Source organism: Halococcus dombrowskii (assembly GCF_022870485.1).
GTDB classification, from domain to species: Archaea; Halobacteriota; Halobacteria; order Halobacteriales; family Halococcaceae; genus Halococcus; species Halococcus morrhuae.
In genome coordinates, this window is the sequence record NZ_CP095005.1 from 2041818 (window position 1) to 2058478 (window position 16661).

Annotated in this window: 15 protein-coding genes; 5 read left to right on the plus strand and 10 right to left on the minus strand. The window is 65.8% G+C overall.

The window, feature by feature from the left end; translation table 11 throughout:
- Positions 1-3: 3 nt before the first annotated feature.
- From MUK72_RS10505 to MUK72_RS10525, 5 genes are read right to left on the minus strand one after another with little or no spacing between them, the layout of a single operon-like run.
- The gene (locus MUK72_RS10505; RefSeq protein ID WP_244700061.1) at positions 4-753 is read right to left on the minus strand and encodes an ABC transporter ATP-binding protein; all 750 of its coding nucleotides are present in this window, start codon (positions 751-753) and stop codon (positions 4-6) included.
- Positions 750-1556 carry an ABC transporter ATP-binding protein gene (locus MUK72_RS10510; protein WP_244700064.1) on the minus strand — a complete coding sequence of 269 codons (807 nt, stop codon included), beginning with the start codon at positions 1554-1556 and terminating at the stop codon, positions 750-752. The genes MUK72_RS10505 and MUK72_RS10510 overlap by 4 nt, the downstream gene beginning before the upstream one ends.
- Positions 1553-2728 (minus strand): branched-chain amino acid ABC transporter permease, encoded by a 1176-nt coding sequence (locus tag MUK72_RS10515; protein WP_244700067.1) that lies wholly within the window; start codon positions 2726-2728, stop codon positions 1553-1555. The genes MUK72_RS10510 and MUK72_RS10515 overlap by 4 nt, the downstream gene beginning before the upstream one ends.
- A complete protein-coding gene (locus MUK72_RS10520; protein WP_244700070.1) occupies positions 2729-3589 on the minus strand; it encodes a branched-chain amino acid ABC transporter permease in 861 nt (286 codons plus the stop codon).
- Between the two features lie 3 nt (positions 3590-3592).
- Positions 3593-5047 carry an ABC transporter substrate-binding protein gene (locus MUK72_RS10525; RefSeq protein ID WP_244700074.1) on the minus strand — a complete coding sequence of 485 codons (1455 nt, stop codon included), beginning with the start codon at positions 5045-5047 and terminating at the stop codon, positions 3593-3595.
- Between the two features lie 169 nt (positions 5048-5216).
- Here MUK72_RS10525 and MUK72_RS10530 point away from each other — a divergent pair, with 169 nt between their 5' ends.
- Positions 5217-6614: a cryptochrome/photolyase family protein gene (locus tag MUK72_RS10530; protein ID WP_244700077.1), complete on the plus strand. Its 1398-nt coding sequence runs from the start codon at positions 5217-5219 to the stop codon at positions 6612-6614.
- On the opposite strand, the gene MUK72_RS10535 is transcribed toward MUK72_RS10530, so the two are convergent.
- Complete coding sequence (locus MUK72_RS10535; RefSeq protein WP_244700095.1) at positions 6615-7604, minus strand: TSUP family transporter; 990 nt, start codon at positions 7602-7604, stop codon at positions 6615-6617.
- 163 nt (positions 7605-7767) lie between these two features.
- On the opposite strand from MUK72_RS10535, the gene sod reads away from it, so the two are divergent.
- Positions 7768-8379: a superoxide dismutase gene (gene sod, locus MUK72_RS10540; protein ID WP_244700112.1), complete on the plus strand. Its 612-nt coding sequence runs from the start codon at positions 7768-7770 to the stop codon at positions 8377-8379.
- A 108-nt stretch (positions 8380-8487) separates the two neighbouring features.
- Entirely contained in the window at positions 8488-9540 is a 1053-nt protein-coding gene (locus tag MUK72_RS10545) for a S66 family peptidase (RefSeq protein ID WP_244700115.1), read from the plus strand.
- 15 nt (positions 9541-9555) lie between these two features.
- Here the strand turns inward: MUK72_RS10545 and MUK72_RS10550 are convergent, their stop codons facing one another.
- Genes MUK72_RS10550 through aglG form a run of 4 tightly spaced genes read right to left on the minus strand, consistent with a single transcriptional unit; the run spans position 9556 to position 12558 of the window.
- The gene (locus MUK72_RS10550; protein ID WP_244700119.1) at positions 9556-10530 is read right to left on the minus strand and encodes a deoxyhypusine synthase; all 975 of its coding nucleotides are present in this window, start codon (positions 10528-10530) and stop codon (positions 9556-9558) included.
- Between the two features lie 59 nt (positions 10531-10589).
- A complete protein-coding gene (locus tag MUK72_RS10555; RefSeq protein WP_244700122.1) occupies positions 10590-11285 on the minus strand; it encodes a glycosyltransferase in 696 nt (231 codons plus the stop codon).
- Positions 11252-11614, minus strand: a complete 363-nt coding sequence (locus MUK72_RS10560; protein ID WP_244700125.1) for a hypothetical protein — start codon at positions 11612-11614, stop codon at positions 11252-11254. Before MUK72_RS10560 ends, MUK72_RS10555 begins: the two co-directional genes overlap by 34 nt.
- A complete protein-coding gene (gene aglG / locus MUK72_RS10565) occupies positions 11611-12558 on the minus strand; it encodes a glucosyl-dolichyl phosphate glucuronosyltransferase (protein WP_244700128.1) in 948 nt (315 codons plus the stop codon). Before aglG ends, MUK72_RS10560 begins: the two co-directional genes overlap by 4 nt.
- 113 nt (positions 12559-12671) lie before the next feature.
- Here aglG and MUK72_RS10570 point away from each other — a divergent pair, with 113 nt between their 5' ends.
- Both MUK72_RS10570 and MUK72_RS10575 read left to right on the plus strand, forming a co-directional pair.
- The gene (locus MUK72_RS10570; protein ID WP_244700131.1) at positions 12672-15719 is read left to right on the plus strand and encodes an oligosaccharyl transferase, archaeosortase A system-associated; all 3048 of its coding nucleotides are present in this window, start codon (positions 12672-12674) and stop codon (positions 15717-15719) included.
- On the plus strand, positions 15716-16654 hold the full coding sequence (locus MUK72_RS10575) for a DUF368 domain-containing protein (RefSeq protein WP_244700134.1): 939 nt from the start codon (positions 15716-15718) through the stop codon (positions 16652-16654). Before MUK72_RS10570 ends, MUK72_RS10575 begins: the two co-directional genes overlap by 4 nt.
- Positions 16655-16661: the final 7 nt, after the last annotated feature.

The window sequence follows — 16661 nt, forward strand, 5'->3', positions numbered from 1 at the left end:
CACTCACCCGCCGAGATAGACATCGTGGACGTAATCGTCGTCACGGAGGTTCTCGGGCGTGTCCTCCCGAACGAGTTCGCCGTTTTCGAGCAGCGCGATGCGGTCGGCGTGATCCATCGCGAAAGTGACGTTCTGCTCACAGAGGAGGACGGTGACGCCGGCCTCGCGGATGCGTTCGAGCCCGTCGCTGATGTCGTCGAGAACGACCGGCGCGAGCCCGAGCGTTGGTTCGTCGAGGATCAGGAACTCGGGCGCGCTCATCAGCGCCCGCCCGATGGCGAGCATCTGCTGTTCGCCGCCGCTCATCGTCCGCGCGTGCTGGTCGGTGCGCTCTTCGAGCGCCGGGAAGAGCTCGTAGACGAACGAGCGGCGCTCGTCGGCGTCGCCGCGACGGAACGTCCCGAGCGAGAGGTTGTCCGCGACGCTCATGTGGCCGAAGAGGTCGCGCTCCTCGGTGCAGTGGATGAGTCCCTCGCTCACGAGGTCGCTCGTCGAGTGCCCGCTCACCTCCGCTCCTCGATACCGAACGCTGCCCTGGTAGTCGTGAAAGCCGGTGATGGTCTCCGCGAGCGTCGTCTTGCCCGCACCGTTCGGACCGATCACCGAAACGATCTCGCCGCGTTCGACCCGGAGGTCGATGCCGCGGAGCGCGGCCACCTTGCCGTACGACACGCGGAGGTCGTCGATGGCGAGCGCCGCGCCCTCCTGGTCGGTGGCGGTCGCAGTTCCGTCACCGGCCGTTTCGGCGCTCATCTGCCACCTCCCAGGTAAGCCTCCTGGACCGCCTCGTTCGCCCGGATCTCCTCGGGGGTTCCCTCTGCGAGTTTCGAGCCGAAGCGGATGACGATCGCCCGATCGATGAGCGAGAGCAGCCCGCGCATGTTGTGATCGACCACGACCAGCGTCAGCCCCTCGTCGCGGAGCTCGGCGAGGAGTGCGGAGACGGTCTCGACCTCGCCGCTCGACAGCCCGGCGAACGGCTCGTCGATCAGGAGGAGATCGGGATCGGTCGCGAGCGCCCGCGCGAGTTCGAGGCGGAGCAACCCGGCGTGGGGCAGTTCGCTCGGCGACAGTTCCACCCTCTCGCCAAGACCGACCCGTTCGCAGATGGCGCGCGCCCGCTCGCGCGTCTTTCCACGCAGACCCGACAGGGTAAGGAGTTTGTCGGGTGTGAGCGCCAGCGCGACGTTTTCGAGGACCGACCGATCGGAGAGCGGGCGAAACGACTGAAACGTGCGCGCCAGCCCGCGTTTGACCATCACGTGGGCCGCGTTCCCGGTCGTGTCCTCGCCGTCGTACCAGACCGTTCCCTCCGTCGGAGGATACGTCCCGGTCACGCAGTTGAACGTGGTCGACTTGCCCGCGCCGTTCGGTCCGATGAACCCGAGGATCTCGCCCTCCCTGACGGCGAACGAGAGGTCGTCGACCGCCGTCAGTCCCCCGAAGCGCTTCGTGACGTTCCGGAGGACCAGTAGCCCATCGTCGGGCCCGTACGCGTCGTTTTCCGTCCCGGTCACCGGTTCGCTCTCGACGGTCGTGTCGCTGTCAGTGCTCATTTCTCACCATCTCCGATCCGTTCTTCGAGCTCTTCGAGTGCGCGCCGATAGCGATCCGCGGTCTGTTCGATCGGGGTCGTAGCATCCGACTCGTGGCCGCCGTCGGTCGCTACCGGGTTGCCGCGCGCACGCCCGAGCAGCCGCCGACCGGCGCGTATCGCCGACGGGAACACCCCCTTCGGGAGAACGTAGATGAGGACCATCGTCAGCAGTGCGAAGATCAGCAGGCTCGCCTCGTTGAGCCCGACGTTCACGAGCGGGATGGTGAACTCCTGCTGGTTGAGCAGATCGTTGGCGAAGTAGAAGAACACGCCGCCGAGACCCGCACCGACGATGGTGCCCATGCCGCCGAGGATGGCCGCGATGAGCACCTCGATGCTCACGATCAGCGCGAGCAGTTGGCTCGGCCGCGGGCTTCCCACTGGGGTGTGGACGAACATCGCACCCGCGAGCCCGCCGATGGCCGCGCTCAGCACGAACGCGAACACCTTGAACTTCGCCACGTTCAGGCCGGCGGCCGCGACCGCGTCCTCGTCCTCGCGGATCGCCGTCAGCACCGAGCCGATGTTCGAGCGCGTGACGGCAAACAGGAAGAGGAGAATGGTGAGGAACAGTCCGAGCGCGATGTAGTAGTTCGCCGTGACGACGAGGTCGAACTCGTCGGCGGTGACCAGCGCCGCCGGCGAGCTCAGTCCGAGTTCGCCGCCGAAGACGTCGCCGTAGATGATGAACACCTGGAGCAGGATGAGCGGCGCGACGAGCGTTATCAGGGAGAGATACGGACCGCGGATCCGCAGCGCCGGCACGCCGATGAGGACGCCCGCGAGTGCCGCGAGCGCGACGCCGGCCGGGATCGTCAGCGACGGCGACAGCCCGAGTTCGAGGTTGAGCAGCGTCGACGTGTAGCCACCGACGGCGAAGAAGAGGGCGTGACCGAAGCTGATCTCGCCCGTGTAGCCCGAGACGACGTCCCAGCTCATCGCGAACATCCCGAAGTAGAGCGCCCCGATGAGCACCAACAGCTGGGTCGTCGAGATGCCGACGAACGGGACGGCGGCGAAGGCCACGACACCGAGCACGCCGAGCAGGTAGCGCGGAGCGAGCATCGAGCCGACGAACGAGCGGTCGGTGTCGGTCTCGGCAGGGTCGGTGGTGAGGGATTCGTCCGCCATCTACGCCTCCGCGAGCTCCCGGCCGAACAGGCCCTCGGGGCGGACGAGCAACACGACCACGAGGACGAGGAGTCCGGCCAGGCCGCTCAGTCGCGGGTCGATCGCCGACGTCGTGATGACTTCCAGGAAGCCGATGACGTACGCCGCGACGAGGCTTCCCCGGATCGAGCCGAGCCCGCCGAGCACGACGATCGAAAAGGAGAGGATGAGCGGCTCGCGGCCCATCGCCCAGTTCGCGGTCTGGTAGGAGCCGAGGAAGAGTCCGGCGATACCCGCGAGCAGGCCGGCGATGGCCCAGGTGTAGAGGTTGATACGGTCGCTCTCGATGCCGACGAGCGCCGCGCCGCGCGGGCTCATGCTGGTCGCGAGGATCGCTTTGCCGGTCTTGGTGTAGTTGACGAACGCGAACAGCCCGCCGATGAGCAGCCACGAGACGACGAACACCACGAGCAGGTTGTTCTGCACAGAGCTCCCGAGCAGTTCGGTGGTGCCCGAGACGAGCGCCGGGATCGCCTTGGGCTGGCTCCCCTCGACGATGCGAACGACCTCCTCGACGACGATGGAGGCCAGAAGGGTGAGGATCATCACGATGATGATGTCGTTGCGTCGTTCGGCGAACCCCTTGTAGAGGAGCACGCTGAACAGCGCCGGCACCGCCATCGCCGCGAGTACGCCCGCCCAGATGCCGAGGCCCGCGTTCGTGACGTAGTAGGCCGAGAACGCGCCGACCGTGATGATGCCGCCGTGGGCGAGGTTGATCGTGCCGCCGACGCCGAAGATCATCGTGAAGCCGATGGCGACGAGCGCGTAGAGCGAGCTGATGACAGTGCCGTTGATGAGGATGGTGACGATGTCGGCCATCGATCAGATCCACGCCGGCTGTTGGTAGTTCGCCGTCTCGTACTGCTTCGGCCAGATGACCTCCTGGACGCCACCGCCGTTCTGGCCCTCCTGCCACTGGAGGAAGACCGGATACATGGCGTTCTCGCCGTAGATCGGGTCGTGGGGGTATTTTTTGTCCTTGCCGTAGAACTTCAGCGTCCCGGTCGTTCCGGTGAAGGAAGACTGCTCCATCGCCGACACCAGTTCGTCGGCGTCTTTCGTCCCGGTCTGCTCGACCATCGCCGCGTAGAGCTTGACGGCGTCGTAAGCGTGGTAGCCGGTGTAGACCGGATAGCCGTCGAACTCGTCGTTGTAGGCCTTGACGAACGGTTGGGTCTTCTCCGTGACCTTGCTCTGTGGCGTCGCGGAGGTCTGGGTCACGCCGTAGAGACAGGCCCCGTTGACCGACTCGTAGTACGAGGGGAGCTGCATCGGGACGTGGATGCCGGCGAAGCCGAACGGGCGCTGTTGTTTGGCCCACTGGACGATGGCCTCCGTGCCCGTATGGGCCATCGCGGTGAACACCCCGTCGGCGTCCGAACTCGCCACGTCGTCGTACAGCGGCCCGAAGTTCGTCGTCCCACTGGCGTAGCGCTCGGAGCCGGCCACGTCGACGCCGATGCCGCCGAGTCGCTTCTCGAACAGCTCCGAGATCGGCTCGGTCCATGCGTAGTCCTCGATCATCGAAAACGTCGAGCCCCAGCCCATCGTCTCGAAGTTGGCCTCGCCGAAGTCGAGCAGGTTCCGCCCGAGATCGAAGTCGTTGAGCGGCCCGGCGCGGAAGTGATACTTGTACTTGTCGTACTCCTCCGCGATCATCCGCGAGATCTCGGTGGTGGCCGCGCCGGCAGTGATGTGGAGTTTCCGCTGCTGGGCCATGTCCTCGACGATGTTCAGCAGCACCTCGCTCGTGAAGATCCCCGTCGTCACGTCGGCGTTCTTGTTCAAAACGAGTTCGCGGTAGCGCTGCTGTCCGGTCGAGGGATCGCTCTCGGTGTTGCCGACCTCCAGCTTGACCTCCGCACCGCCGATACCACCGTCGTCGTTGAGTTGCTGGACCGCGAGCCGCGCGCCGTTGACGATCGAGCCACCGATCGGGTCGTTTTCGGGATTCGGAGCGAGTGCCCCGATGGTGACGGGCCCCTCGATGTCGGCACTTGCGCCGCCACTCGAACCGTTGCCGCCGGAGCCGTTGCCACCGCTGCCGCCCGAGCCGGTACCGCCGCCCGAACTGTTGTTCCCACCCGAACCGCCACCGCCGCCTCCACCCCCACCGAGACTGAGACAGCCGGCGACCGTCGTCGCGAGCGCCGCACCACCGGTCGCCCGCAGGAACGTCCGGCGGTTCCTGCCGCTGTTTCTTCCATCGTTTGAATCGGAAGATCTATCGCTTTCATCGGTTGGTTTCGTCCGTTTTTCATTACCATCGGTAGCCATTGTCGTGCATGGTTGTTGGGGACATACTATATAAGAGTAGCGGTGGTTTTCATCGTCCTCGCCGCGACAGGGCTCTCAGTCCCGGAAAGGCAGATTCTCGCCCGCCGGGTTGGCTATCGCCGGGATCACTGGACCGATGATTTAGGATGAACGAACCCCTGATTCGGCCATGCGCATCCACTGGCACCGCCGCGATCTCCGGACGGCCGACAACCGCGCGCTCGCGGCGGCCGCCGGGGACGGCCCCGTCCTCCCCGTTTTCGTCTTCGATCCGGACGTGCTTCAGTACGCGAGCCCGCCACGGGTGGCGTTCCTGCTCGCGGCGCTCGACTCCCTCCAGGAGTCCTACCGCGAGCGGGGCAGCGATCTCCTCGTTGTCGAGGGTGATCCTGCCGAGAAATTCCCCAAAATCGCCGACGAACACGGTGTCGACGAGGTGTTCTGGAATCACGACTACACGGGCCTCGCCCAGGAGCGCGACGAGCGGGTTCGTGCGGCACTCGACGACGCTGACATCACCCACGAGGCGTTCCACGACGCGCTCCACCACGAACCGGGCACCATCACGACCAACGACGGCGATCCCTACTCGGTGTTCTCGTATTTCGGCGACAAGTGGCTCGACCGTGAGAAGGCGGAGCCGTACCCCGACCCCGATGGGGACGCACTCGCCGACATCGACCGCGAAGCGCTGCCGACGATCCAGGAACTCGGCTTCGACGAACCGAGTGCGAATATCCCGGATGCGGGCACCGAGGCGGCCCGCGAGCGCCTCGACACGTTCTGTGACGACGGGATAACCGAATACGACGAGGGGCGCGAGTACCCCGCCGACGAGGGCACGTCTCGCCTCTCGCAGGACCGCAACTACGGCACGATCGGCGTCCGGGAGCTCACGGAACGGGTCGATGAAGTCAGGGCGGCCGCCGACGAGGACGAACGCGAAGGGATCGACGCCTATCGCCGGGAGCTCGCCTTCGGCGAGTTCTTCGTACACGTCCTGTTCTACAACCCCGAGGTCGTGACCGAGAACTACAAGAGCTACGAGAACCCGATCGACTGGCGCGATGACGACGAGGAGCTCCGGGCCTGGAAGGAGGGCACGACGGGTTATCCGATCGTCGACGCCGGCATGCGCCAGCTCCGCGAGGAGGCGTACATGCACAACCGCGTGCGGATGATCGTCGCCTCGTTTCTGACGAAGGACCTCATGCTCGACTGGCGGGAGGGGTATACCCACTTCCGCGAACGCCTCGTCGATCACGACACCGCCAACGACAACGGCAACTGGCAGTGGGCGGCCTCGACGGGGACGGACGCCCAGCCCTACTTCCGGGTATTCAACCCGATGACGCAGGGCGAGGACTACGATCCCGACGCCGACTACATCAAAACCTACGTCCCGGAGCTCGACGATGCCGACCCGGAGACGATCCATGCCTGGAACGAACTGAGCGACGAGAAACGTGAATCGGCCGCGCCCGACTATCCGGCACCGATCTGCGAGCACGGCGAGCGCCGCGAGGAAGCCATCGAAATGTTCGAGCGCGCCCGTGGTGAGGGGTAGTCAGAGCACCTGCGCGAAGAGGATGGCGACGAGCACCAGCGCGTAGCTGGGAACGAGATACTGGAGCGCGCGGTTCGGGAGCGTTCGGACGGTGTAGGGCGCGAGGATCGCCGCGAGGAACCCGCCGGCGAACACCGAGGGCAGCAGCATGAGATTGATCTCGACGCCGGCGGCAGTGATGCCGAAGAAGGTCGCGATGCCGGCCAGCGAGACGACCCCCTCGGCGGCGGAGGTGATCGCGGTCGCGCTCTTCTCGTAGACCCCGGAGATGATCTCGCCGAGCGTGATCACGGGACCATAGCCGCTGCCGGCGATCCCCTTGTTCAGCCCGGCGAAGACGGCGAAGCCGATCAGCAGTCGGGGACGGTAGTCGGTGGCCGAGCCGACGTACTTCTGGACGATCGTGACCGAGGCGATCAGCAGCACGACGACGCCGACGTAGCTCTTGATGTACACGTCGGGGATCGATAACTGGAAGTAGGTCAGAACGACAGAGACGACGACCGCTATCACGCCGACGCCAACGATGATCCCGAGCACGCGCGTCGCCTCGACCGCCGAGTCGTTGTCGAGGCCGAACTCGACGTTCTGGAACTCGTTGTGGAAGAGCCCGGAGACGATCCCGGTCGCCGCCTCCGAGAGGAGGAGCACGGGCGTCACCGCGAGCGGGTCGTAGCCGAGAACGAACAGGAGCGCGCCGATCGTCGCGCCGAACCCCATCCCTGAGGCCGAATCCAGCGTCTCGAAGACGAACGCCGAGACGACGATGACCGGGACGAACAGGCCGACCGAGTCGGCCGATTCGGGCGTGAATCGCGGGACGACGAACGCGGTGAGGGCCCAGAGCGATACCGCGTACACGACCAGCGCGATCCCGATGCGTCGCCAGTTGGCCCGGTCGAGTCGGAGGCGGTCGCCGAGCGGGAGTGCGTCGAGCTCCCGTGCGAGCGCGCCGATCCGCCCGTCCGAACCAGGTTGTTCGTCAGACATTGGTTATCGATCGGTTTTCGATCGATGAAGGAAATACGATCGCCTCCAACAGTATTTGCATCCATCTATGACGCTGCCGGCGGCCGATTCGTGCCTATTGGTACCAGCCGCCCCTCAACATTTAACAGAGGTCCACCCGTGTCATAGCGTGGAGGAGAGACCAATGTCCGAACGATCCAATCCGGAGCTTCCACCGCTCCCATACGACTACGACGCCCTCGAACCGCATATCTCCGAGCAGGTGCTCAACTGGCATCACGATACCCACCATCAGGGGTACGTCAACGGTCTCGACAGCGCCGAAGAGACCCTCGCGGAGAACCGCGCATCCGGCGACTACTCCTCGACGGGTGGCGCGCTCGGCGATGTGACCCACAACGGTAGTGGACACTATCTCCACACCATGTTCTGGGAGAACATGAGTCCGAACGGCGGCGGCGAACCCTCCGGGGATCTCGCCGACCGCATCGAGGAGGACTTCGGCTCCTACGAGGGCTGGAAGGGCGAGTTCGAGGCCGCCGCGTCGGCCGCCTCGGGCTGGGCACTCCTGATCTACGACCCGGTTGCCGACCAGCTGCGCAACGTAGCCGTCGACAACCACGACGAGGGCGCGCTCTGGGGCGCTCATCCCGTGCTCGCGCTCGACGTCTGGGAACACTCGTACTACTACGACTACGGTCCCGACCGCGGTAGCTTCATCGACGCCTTCTTCGAGGTCGTCGACTGGGACGCTGCCGAGGACAACTACCAGAAGACCGTATCGAACCACGAGTAAACCCCCTCAGTTCACGATTTTTTTGACGTCCACCCGATAGTCACAACGCTCGCTCGACAGCGGCGCGAGTCGGCGAAACGTTATCCGAGCCCTCGATGAACAGCGGGCATGGCCGAGTTTCTCACCCCACCACCTGTCGAGCGGGGCGATCGCGTTGCGGTCGTCGCACCGGCATCGAACGTACCCGAATCCGCCCGATTCGTCTACGAACTCGGCCTCGAACGGATGCGCGAGGTTTTCGATCTCGAACCGATCGAATATCCGACCGCGACCGCCGATCCGGAGTGGCTCGCGGACAACCCCGAAGCGCGCGCCGAGGACGTGATGGACGCCTTTCGCGATCCGGACATCTCGGCCGTGATCGCCAACATCGGTGGTCACGACCAGATCACGATACTTCCGTATCTCGACGGCGACGTGCTCCGTGACCACCCGACGCGGTTCTACGGCTACTCGGACAACACGAACCTGGCCCTGTTTCTCTGGAATCAGGGGATCGTCTCGTACTACGGCGGCTCGACGCTGCTCGAATACGCGATGGACGGCGAACTGTTCGACTACACCGAGGAGTATCTCCAACGCGCGCTCTTCGAGGAGTCGATCGGCGAGTGGACCGAAGCCGACGTGTTCACCGACGAGGCCGGTGACTGGGAGGACCCCGAATCGATCGAGACGACGCGCGAGATCGAGCGGTCCGACGGCCGAATCTGGCGTGGCAGCGACGAGACAGTCTCCGGCCGGCTCTGGGGCGGCTGCTACGAAGTCCTCGTCGAGCAGTTCCTCGCCGATCGCTACGTGCCCGACGCCGAGGCGCTGGACGGTACTGTTCTCGCACTGGAGACGAGCGAGCTGATCCCCGATCCGGCCGTCGTCGGAGCGAACCTCCGGGCGCTCGGCGAGCGCGGGTTGCTCGAACGATTCGACGGCGTTCTCGTCGGGCGCGCCGCCGCACGTTCACATGCCGAGGAACACCCACGGGAGTGGCGAGTGGAGTATCGAGAGCGCCAGCGTGACGAGATCACGAACGTCCTCGAAACCTACAACCCGGACGCACCCGTCGTCTTCGATTGTGAATTCGGGCACACGTATCCGACCTGTCCCGTTCCGATCGGCGGGCGAGTCGAGATCGACCCATCGGCCGAATCGATCCGACTGCTCTGAGGCCGACGACGTTCGTCAGTTCTCGAAGAACGCGCTGGCGACCAGCAGCGGGAAGACGAGCGTCGCCTCGGCCTGGATCTGGGTGTAGTTGCGCTCGTCGGCCTTGATCTTCCCCCAGGAGACAGCCTCGGTCGGCGGCGCGCCCGACAGCGAGCCGTCACCCTCCATTCCTGTCGAGATGTAGACCGCGTAGTCCGCCCCACCACGGAAGAGGTTCGTCATGATCGCGTGGTGTTTGGGCACGCCGTCGCCCACGGCAATGAGACCCGTCGTGTCGGCGTCCATCCCGCCCTCGATGAGTGTCTCGTAGTCGTCGAGCAGCGCGATGTCCACATCGGGGTCGTAGCTCTGGCGGTAGTAGTAGAGGAAGTTGCCGACCTCGGCGTCGGTGAGCGCCGGACAGTAGACGGGAACGTCGTTGTCGCTGGCCTGTTTCAGCACCGAGTTCTCGTCGTCGAGAGTGGCCCCGAGTTCGCGGGCGAACGCCGTCGGCGTCCGGGTTTTCTCTTCGGCGAAGAAGTCGTCGAAGAAGTCGTAGAGATACTCCTCCAGCCAGACGTACCGGTTCGAGGGGACGAAGATGTTGCCGAGCCGGTTGATCCCCTGCTCGCGCAGCGCCGCCTCGTCGGCGTTCCAAGACCCCATCTTGAACGGCTTCTGGGTCTTGATGACGTCCTCGGTCAGTGCGCCCGACGTGGTGATGAGCACGTCGACGTAGCCCTCGCGGACGAGCGCCGCGACGACCTCGCGTAACCCCGAGGAGACGATGTTCGAGGTGCAGGTGAGGTAGGTCGTCGCGTCGGCCTCCTGCATTCGTTCGGCGATATCGATGGCCTCGGCGAGCGCCGTCGCCTGAAAGCCCGTCGTCGCGTAGCTCGCGAGTAGCTCCTGGAAATCCACGCCGTCGCGGAATTCGTAGCCGTGCACGTCGGGCGTGTCGAGCGATTCGTCGCTGCCCGGCACGACGTTCTCGTGTGAGTCGTCGTCCATACGTCGAGAGGGGCACGAGCGCGTTTGAATCGCTCGGGATCGTCTCGTGTGCCGCTCGATTACTCCCGCAAAACGTCGGCGAGAACCGCCCGATAGGTGTCGGCAACCCGTTCGTAGTCGAAGCAGCTGGCGTATTCGCGGAACGCCTCGTCATTCCCGCGCTCGCCGGCGTGCTCGATCGCAGCGGCGATATCCGGGGGACGAGGCTCACAGAACTCGGCGTACTCGCCGAATCGTGCTTCGGCGCGGCCGCGTGCCTGCACCACCGACAGCCCCGCCGCGGCGTATTCGAGGACCTTGAGCGTGTGGGGATCGTCGACCAGCGAGACGCCGACGTCGGCGGCGTGGAGATAGCCCGGGATCGACTCGTGGCCAACCGTGCCGAGAAAGACGACGTTCTCGCGTTCGCCAGCGACGCGCTCGACGGCCGACACGAGCGATCCCGTCCCGAGCACGACCAGCGTCCAGTCGTCGAGGTGTTCCATCGCTGCAAGGAGTTCCTCGACGTGATAGATCGGTTCGAGACCACCGACGTAGATCGCCAGCCGCTCGTCGGCATCGACGCCCGCCTCGCGGAACTGATCGCGGGCGGCCGCGACGATCCCGGGATCGGGGTTCGCGAAGCGCTCGTAGCTCACCCCGAGATCGGTTTTCGTCGTTTCGCGGGCGTAGCGTGAGACCCGCCTTCGCTCCTCGTCGTAGACGTAGAGGGTGTGGTCAGCTAATCGAAAGGCGACGTTCTCCGCGGCTCGCACCGCGAGCGAGAGCGGTCTTCCGTGTGTGTGTCGGCGAACTGTCGGATGGGGTCGATGTGATCGACGACGAACGGCGTTCCACGGAGTTTCAGCAGCGCGCCCGCGAACGCACCGGAGCGGGTCGTGCCGAGAACCGCGTCGTACTCGCCACGTTCGCGAAACGACTGGAACACCGTTCGTGGCGTCGTGCCTCGAAGCGTCACGTCGAACCCGTCAGCTTCGAGTCGGTCGGCGATGCGCCGGCGACCGACGCTGATGTTCGCGGGCTTGTCGGGCGTGAGCCAGAGCAGCCGCGGGCCGTCGCGCTCGCTCGTCCCGTCCTCACTCATCGCTCGAACTCGTCGGGCGGGCTGAGGATACCGTAACAGTAGCCGAATCCAACCAGAATCGTGAACGCTACGAGCGAAACTAGCTGGAGCAGCTTCCCTCTGGTCGGTTCGTGGAACAGTTCCCGGAGCCGATGGGGAAGGAAGTCGGTGAGCAGTCGGCCGAGAAAGGCGCTTTCTTCGCCGGTCGAATCGGGAACGAGTTCCTCCATCGCGCGCTTGGAGTAGCCCTGCCAGAACGCGCGGTCGGCGAGCCAGCGCGGTTTCGTCCGGTAGTCGAAGACCTTGTGCGCGACCTCGGCAGCCGGTACGTAGTGGACACCTTCACCGTATTCCTCGCTGAGTCGGGCACAGAGTTCGGTTTCACCACCCTGAAGATTCTTGTCGCCTTTTCGGCCGCCGATCGCGGGATCGAACCCGCCGAGAGCCGTGAAGACCTCACGACGAAAGGAGATGTTCGAACCGAACGTGTTCCTGACTTCGCCTTCGCTCTCCTCGTCGCCACCCGGCCCGAACCCGCGGTGGGTGACGCCGACGAGCCAGTAGAACTCCGCGGGGAGGAAGGACGGCTTGCCGGCGACCCACTCTGACACCATCCGTCCGCCGACCGCGAGCGCGTCCTCTCGCTCGTAGACCGCGACGAGCCGCTCGATCCAGGCCGGATGGGCGCGTGCGTCGTCGTCGAGGAAGGCGACGATATCACCAGTGGCGAGCTCCGCACCCGTGTTCCGGCTTTCGAGCAGGCCGCGGTTCTCGTCGTTGAGATGAATCAGAACGTCGTCGTGGCTTCCATAGGTCTCGCGGACGTGCTCTGCGAGCGCCGGCGTGCCGTCGACGACGACCACGAGTTCGGTCGGATGGCTCTGGGCGAGCACGCTGTCGGCCGCGTCGCGAAAGCGTCCGAACGACGCCTCGTCGTAGGTGCAGAGCACGACTGAGACCCGCATGTCGCCCTCTGTGGGAGGTCGGCGGATAGCTGTTTCCGTTCGTCGTCACGCCCCTCAGTCCCTCGTACGGCGTTTCACAAGCCTTATGCGCGCTTTGTGACTGGATACGGCCAATGAGTCAACGCAGGGAGCAGCTCGCCGAACGGCTCCCGGATTTCGGGCCGCTGCTCGACCGGGTCGAAGGGATATATCATATCCCTCTGCTGCTCGCGCTCGCCGGGTTCATGCTCTGGATCCGCGTTCGCAACTGGCGGAACTTCCTCGTCGGCGGGCAGGTCTACTTCAGCGGCAACGACGCGTGGTATCACCTCCGGCAGGTCCGCTACGTCGTCAGACACTGGCCGCAGACGATGCCGTTCGACCCGTGGACGAGCTTTCCGACGGGGACAAGCGTCGGCCAGTTCGGGACGCTCTACGACCAGCTCGTCGCCACCGTCGCGCTGATCGTCGGCGGTGGCAGCCCCTCGGAGGGAACGACGGCGCTCGTCTTGCTGTTCGCACCGGCCGTCATCGGGACACTCGTCGCGATTCCCACCTACTATCTCGGCAAGCGCTTCGGCGGCCGGTTCGGCGGGGTCATCGGCGTCGCGATCCTCGCGCTCTCACCGAGCACGTTTCTCAGTCGCTCCGTCGCGGGCTTTTCCGATCACCACGCCGCCGAGGTGCTCTTCCAGGTGCTCGCGGTCGCGGCGATCGTCATTGCGCTCGCGGTCGCCGAGCGCGAGAAACCCGTCTACGAACAGTTCGTCGAGCGCGATCTCGCGAACCTGCGCCAACCGCTCGGCTGGGGCGTTCTCGCCGGCATCACCATCGTGCTCTACGTCTGGGCGTGGCCGCCCGGCCTCCTGCTCGTCGGCGTCTTCGGGCTCTTCCTGCTCGTCGTGCTCCCGATCGAGTATCTCCGCGGCGAGAGTCCCGAACACGTCGCCATCGTGAGCGCGGTCGCGCTCACGGTTGCGGGCATCGGCTTCCTGATCTCGTTCAACACCGTCGAGGTGAGCGTGACGAACTTCTCGCTGCTCCATCCGGCGATGGCCTTCGCGGGCGCGATCGGCTGTGTGTTCATGTCGTGGCTCGCACGCAAACTCGAAGCGCGCGACCTGCCGCGGCTCTACTACCCCGGCGTGATCCTCGGTCTCTTCGTGCTCGGCGCGCTCGTGATGGCGATCGCCCTGCCCGATCTGTTCTCGTTCTTCGTCAGCCAGCTCGAACGTGTCGTCGGCTTCGGGTCGAGCGCGACCTCGCTGACGGTCGGCGAGGCGATCCCGCCACGCAACCCCGGACAGTTTCTCCTCGGCTCCTATCGGCTGGCGCTGGTGACGGCGATCGCCGGCGCGGCGGTGATGATCCTTCGGCTCGCCCTCGGGCGCAGCCGCGAGCGCGCTGGCGTCCTGTTCGTCCTCATCTGGGCCGTGCTCATGACCGCCGCGACGCTGACCCAGCAGCGGTTCAACTACTATCTCATCGTTCCCGTCGCCGTTCTCAATGCGTACTTCGTCGGACAGGTGCTGCAGTACGTCGGGTCGACGGATGCGCGCTCCAATCTCCGCAATCTACAGGCGTATCAGGTGCTCTCGGTGCTCGCGGTCGTTCTCCTCATCACCGCGCCGCTCGCCATCGGCGGCAGCGCGAGCGCGACGGCCGCCGGGGACTACGCCGACCAGCAATCCGGCGTCGGTCAGAGCATCACCGGCTGGGACAGCAGCCTCGACTGGCTGGCGAACAACACGCCCGCCGAGGGGACCTACGGCGGCGGCAACGAGTCGATGGACTACTACGGGCAGTACGACAGAACGGACGACTTCGACTATCCCGACGGAGCCTACGGCGTGCTCTCGTGGTGGGACTACGGCCACTGGATCACGACGCTCGGCGAGCGGATCCCGACGGCCAACCCCTTCCAGCAGAACGCCGGGCAGGCCGCGAACTTCCTGCTCGCGCCCAACGCCTCGCGCGCGAACGAGATCGCACGCACCAAGGACGGTCAGGGCGTGCGCTACGTGATGGTCAACTGGAAGCAGGCCGATCCGGCCGGCGCGGCGCTGTACAGCGTGCCGTTCACGTGGTACAACGACGGCCCGCTGTCGATCTACGACGACCTGACGCCGATCGCCAGCCAGTCGAGCGGTCAGCAACAACCCACGACGGCGTTCCTGGCCTACGAACAGCGCCACTACGAGACGATGCGCACGCGGCTGTACACCTACCATGGCAGCGCGGTCGAGCAGAAACCCGTCGTGCTCGACTACGAGAGCCCACAGCGGCTGTCGAACGGGAGCCTCCGGAGCGCGTTCACCCCGTCGGGCAACGAGAGCGCTGTCAAGCGCTTCGACAACATGTCCGCCGCACGCCAGTTCGTCGAGGAGGACGGCACCGCCCGGATCGGCGGCGTCGGTAGCTATCCCCAGGAACGCGTGCCGGCGCTCGAACAGTACCGATTGGTCCACGCGAGCCAGGAGAACGCCATCGGGAGCGCGAGCGGTCCCGGACCGCTCTACCGGAGCGCGCTCCAGCGCCTCCAGACGACCGGCCTGAACGCCACCGAACTGTTCGAGACCCCGACGAACTGGGTCAAGACGTTCGAGCGCGTCGACGGGGCGACCGTCGAGGGACAGGGACCGCCGAACAGCACGGTCGAAGCGACCGTCGAGATGCGAATGCCGACCACGAATGACACGACGTTCAACTACACACAGCAGGCCGAGACAAACGCACAGGGTGAGTTCACCATGACGCTGCCGTACTCGACGACCGGCTACGAGCAGTGGGGTACCGAGAAGGGCGCGACGAACGTCTCGGTGCAGGCGACCGGCCCGTACAGCTTCCGGACGCCTGTGACGAGCACTGACGGGAACGCCAGCCGGTGGACGGCGACCGCCGACGTGCCCGAAGGCGCGGTCATCGGCCGCACGAACGGGACCGTCTCGGTCGATCTCAGCGAGACGTCGGTCTCGGCACCGGCGAGCGCGAACGATTCGGCCGGCAACGCGACGGCCGGAAACGCCTCGGGGGGCAACGCAGCAGCCGGCAACGCTTCGGCATCGACGAACCCCTCGTCGGGAACGACGAACACCTCGACGACCACGAACGGCTCGGCGAGCGCGCTGGCGGCTCCCGAGGCCGGTGTGCCGACTCGGACACGAGTGGGGATGCACGGATGAACGCCGGGCGCGAGCTGCTCACGGTCTACCTGAAGGGGATCTTCATGGGTGCCGCCGACGCGGTGCCCGGGGTCTCCGGCGGGACGATCGCGCTCATCACCGGTATCTACGAACGGCTCATCCAGGCCATCACGAGCCTCGACCCGCGCGCGTTGCGCCATCTCCCGCGACTCCACCGCCGACGTGGCCGCGCCGAGTTCCGGGCGGCGCTCGTCGCGATGGACATTCCTTTCCTGCTCGCGCTCGGACTGGGGATCGTCACGGCCATCGTGAGCGTCGCGCGCCTCGTCCATATCGCCCAGCGAGCCTATCCCGGCCCGCTGTTCGCGTTCTTCTTCGGGCTGATCGCCGCGAGCGCGATCGTTCTCGCCGATCACGTGTCGCTCGATAGCCCTCGCCGGATCGCGGTCGCAGTCGGCGGGTTCGTGTTCGCCTTTCTCGTTTCCGGCGAAGTGAGCAGCGCCGTGCCGAACTCGCCGCTGTTCGTCTTCGTCGCGGGCGCGATCGCCATCGCGGGGATGATCCTCCCTGGTGTCTCCGGCGCGTTCTTCCTGCTGTTGCTCGGCCAGTACACCTACCTGACCGAGACGCTCACGGAGTTCACGAACGCGCTCGCCGCGCTGGCCACCGGCGGGAGCGTCGCGGCGCTCGTCGAACCCGGGATCGTCGTCGTCGCGTTCGGCATCGGAGCCCTGATCGGACTGTTCTCGATCGCCTACGCGATCCGGTGGGCGCTCGCGAACTACCGCGAGGCCACCCTCACCTTCCTGGTGAGCCTGATGGTCGGCGCACTCAGGCTGCCCGCGATAAAGGTACTGAACAACACCCCGGATACGACGCCGATGGCGGTCGGCAGCGTCCTCGCGGTTGCGATCGCCGGCGGCGCGCTCGTCGTGCTCGTCGATCGGTTCACCGAGGACATCGAGTTCGCCTAGGTATTAG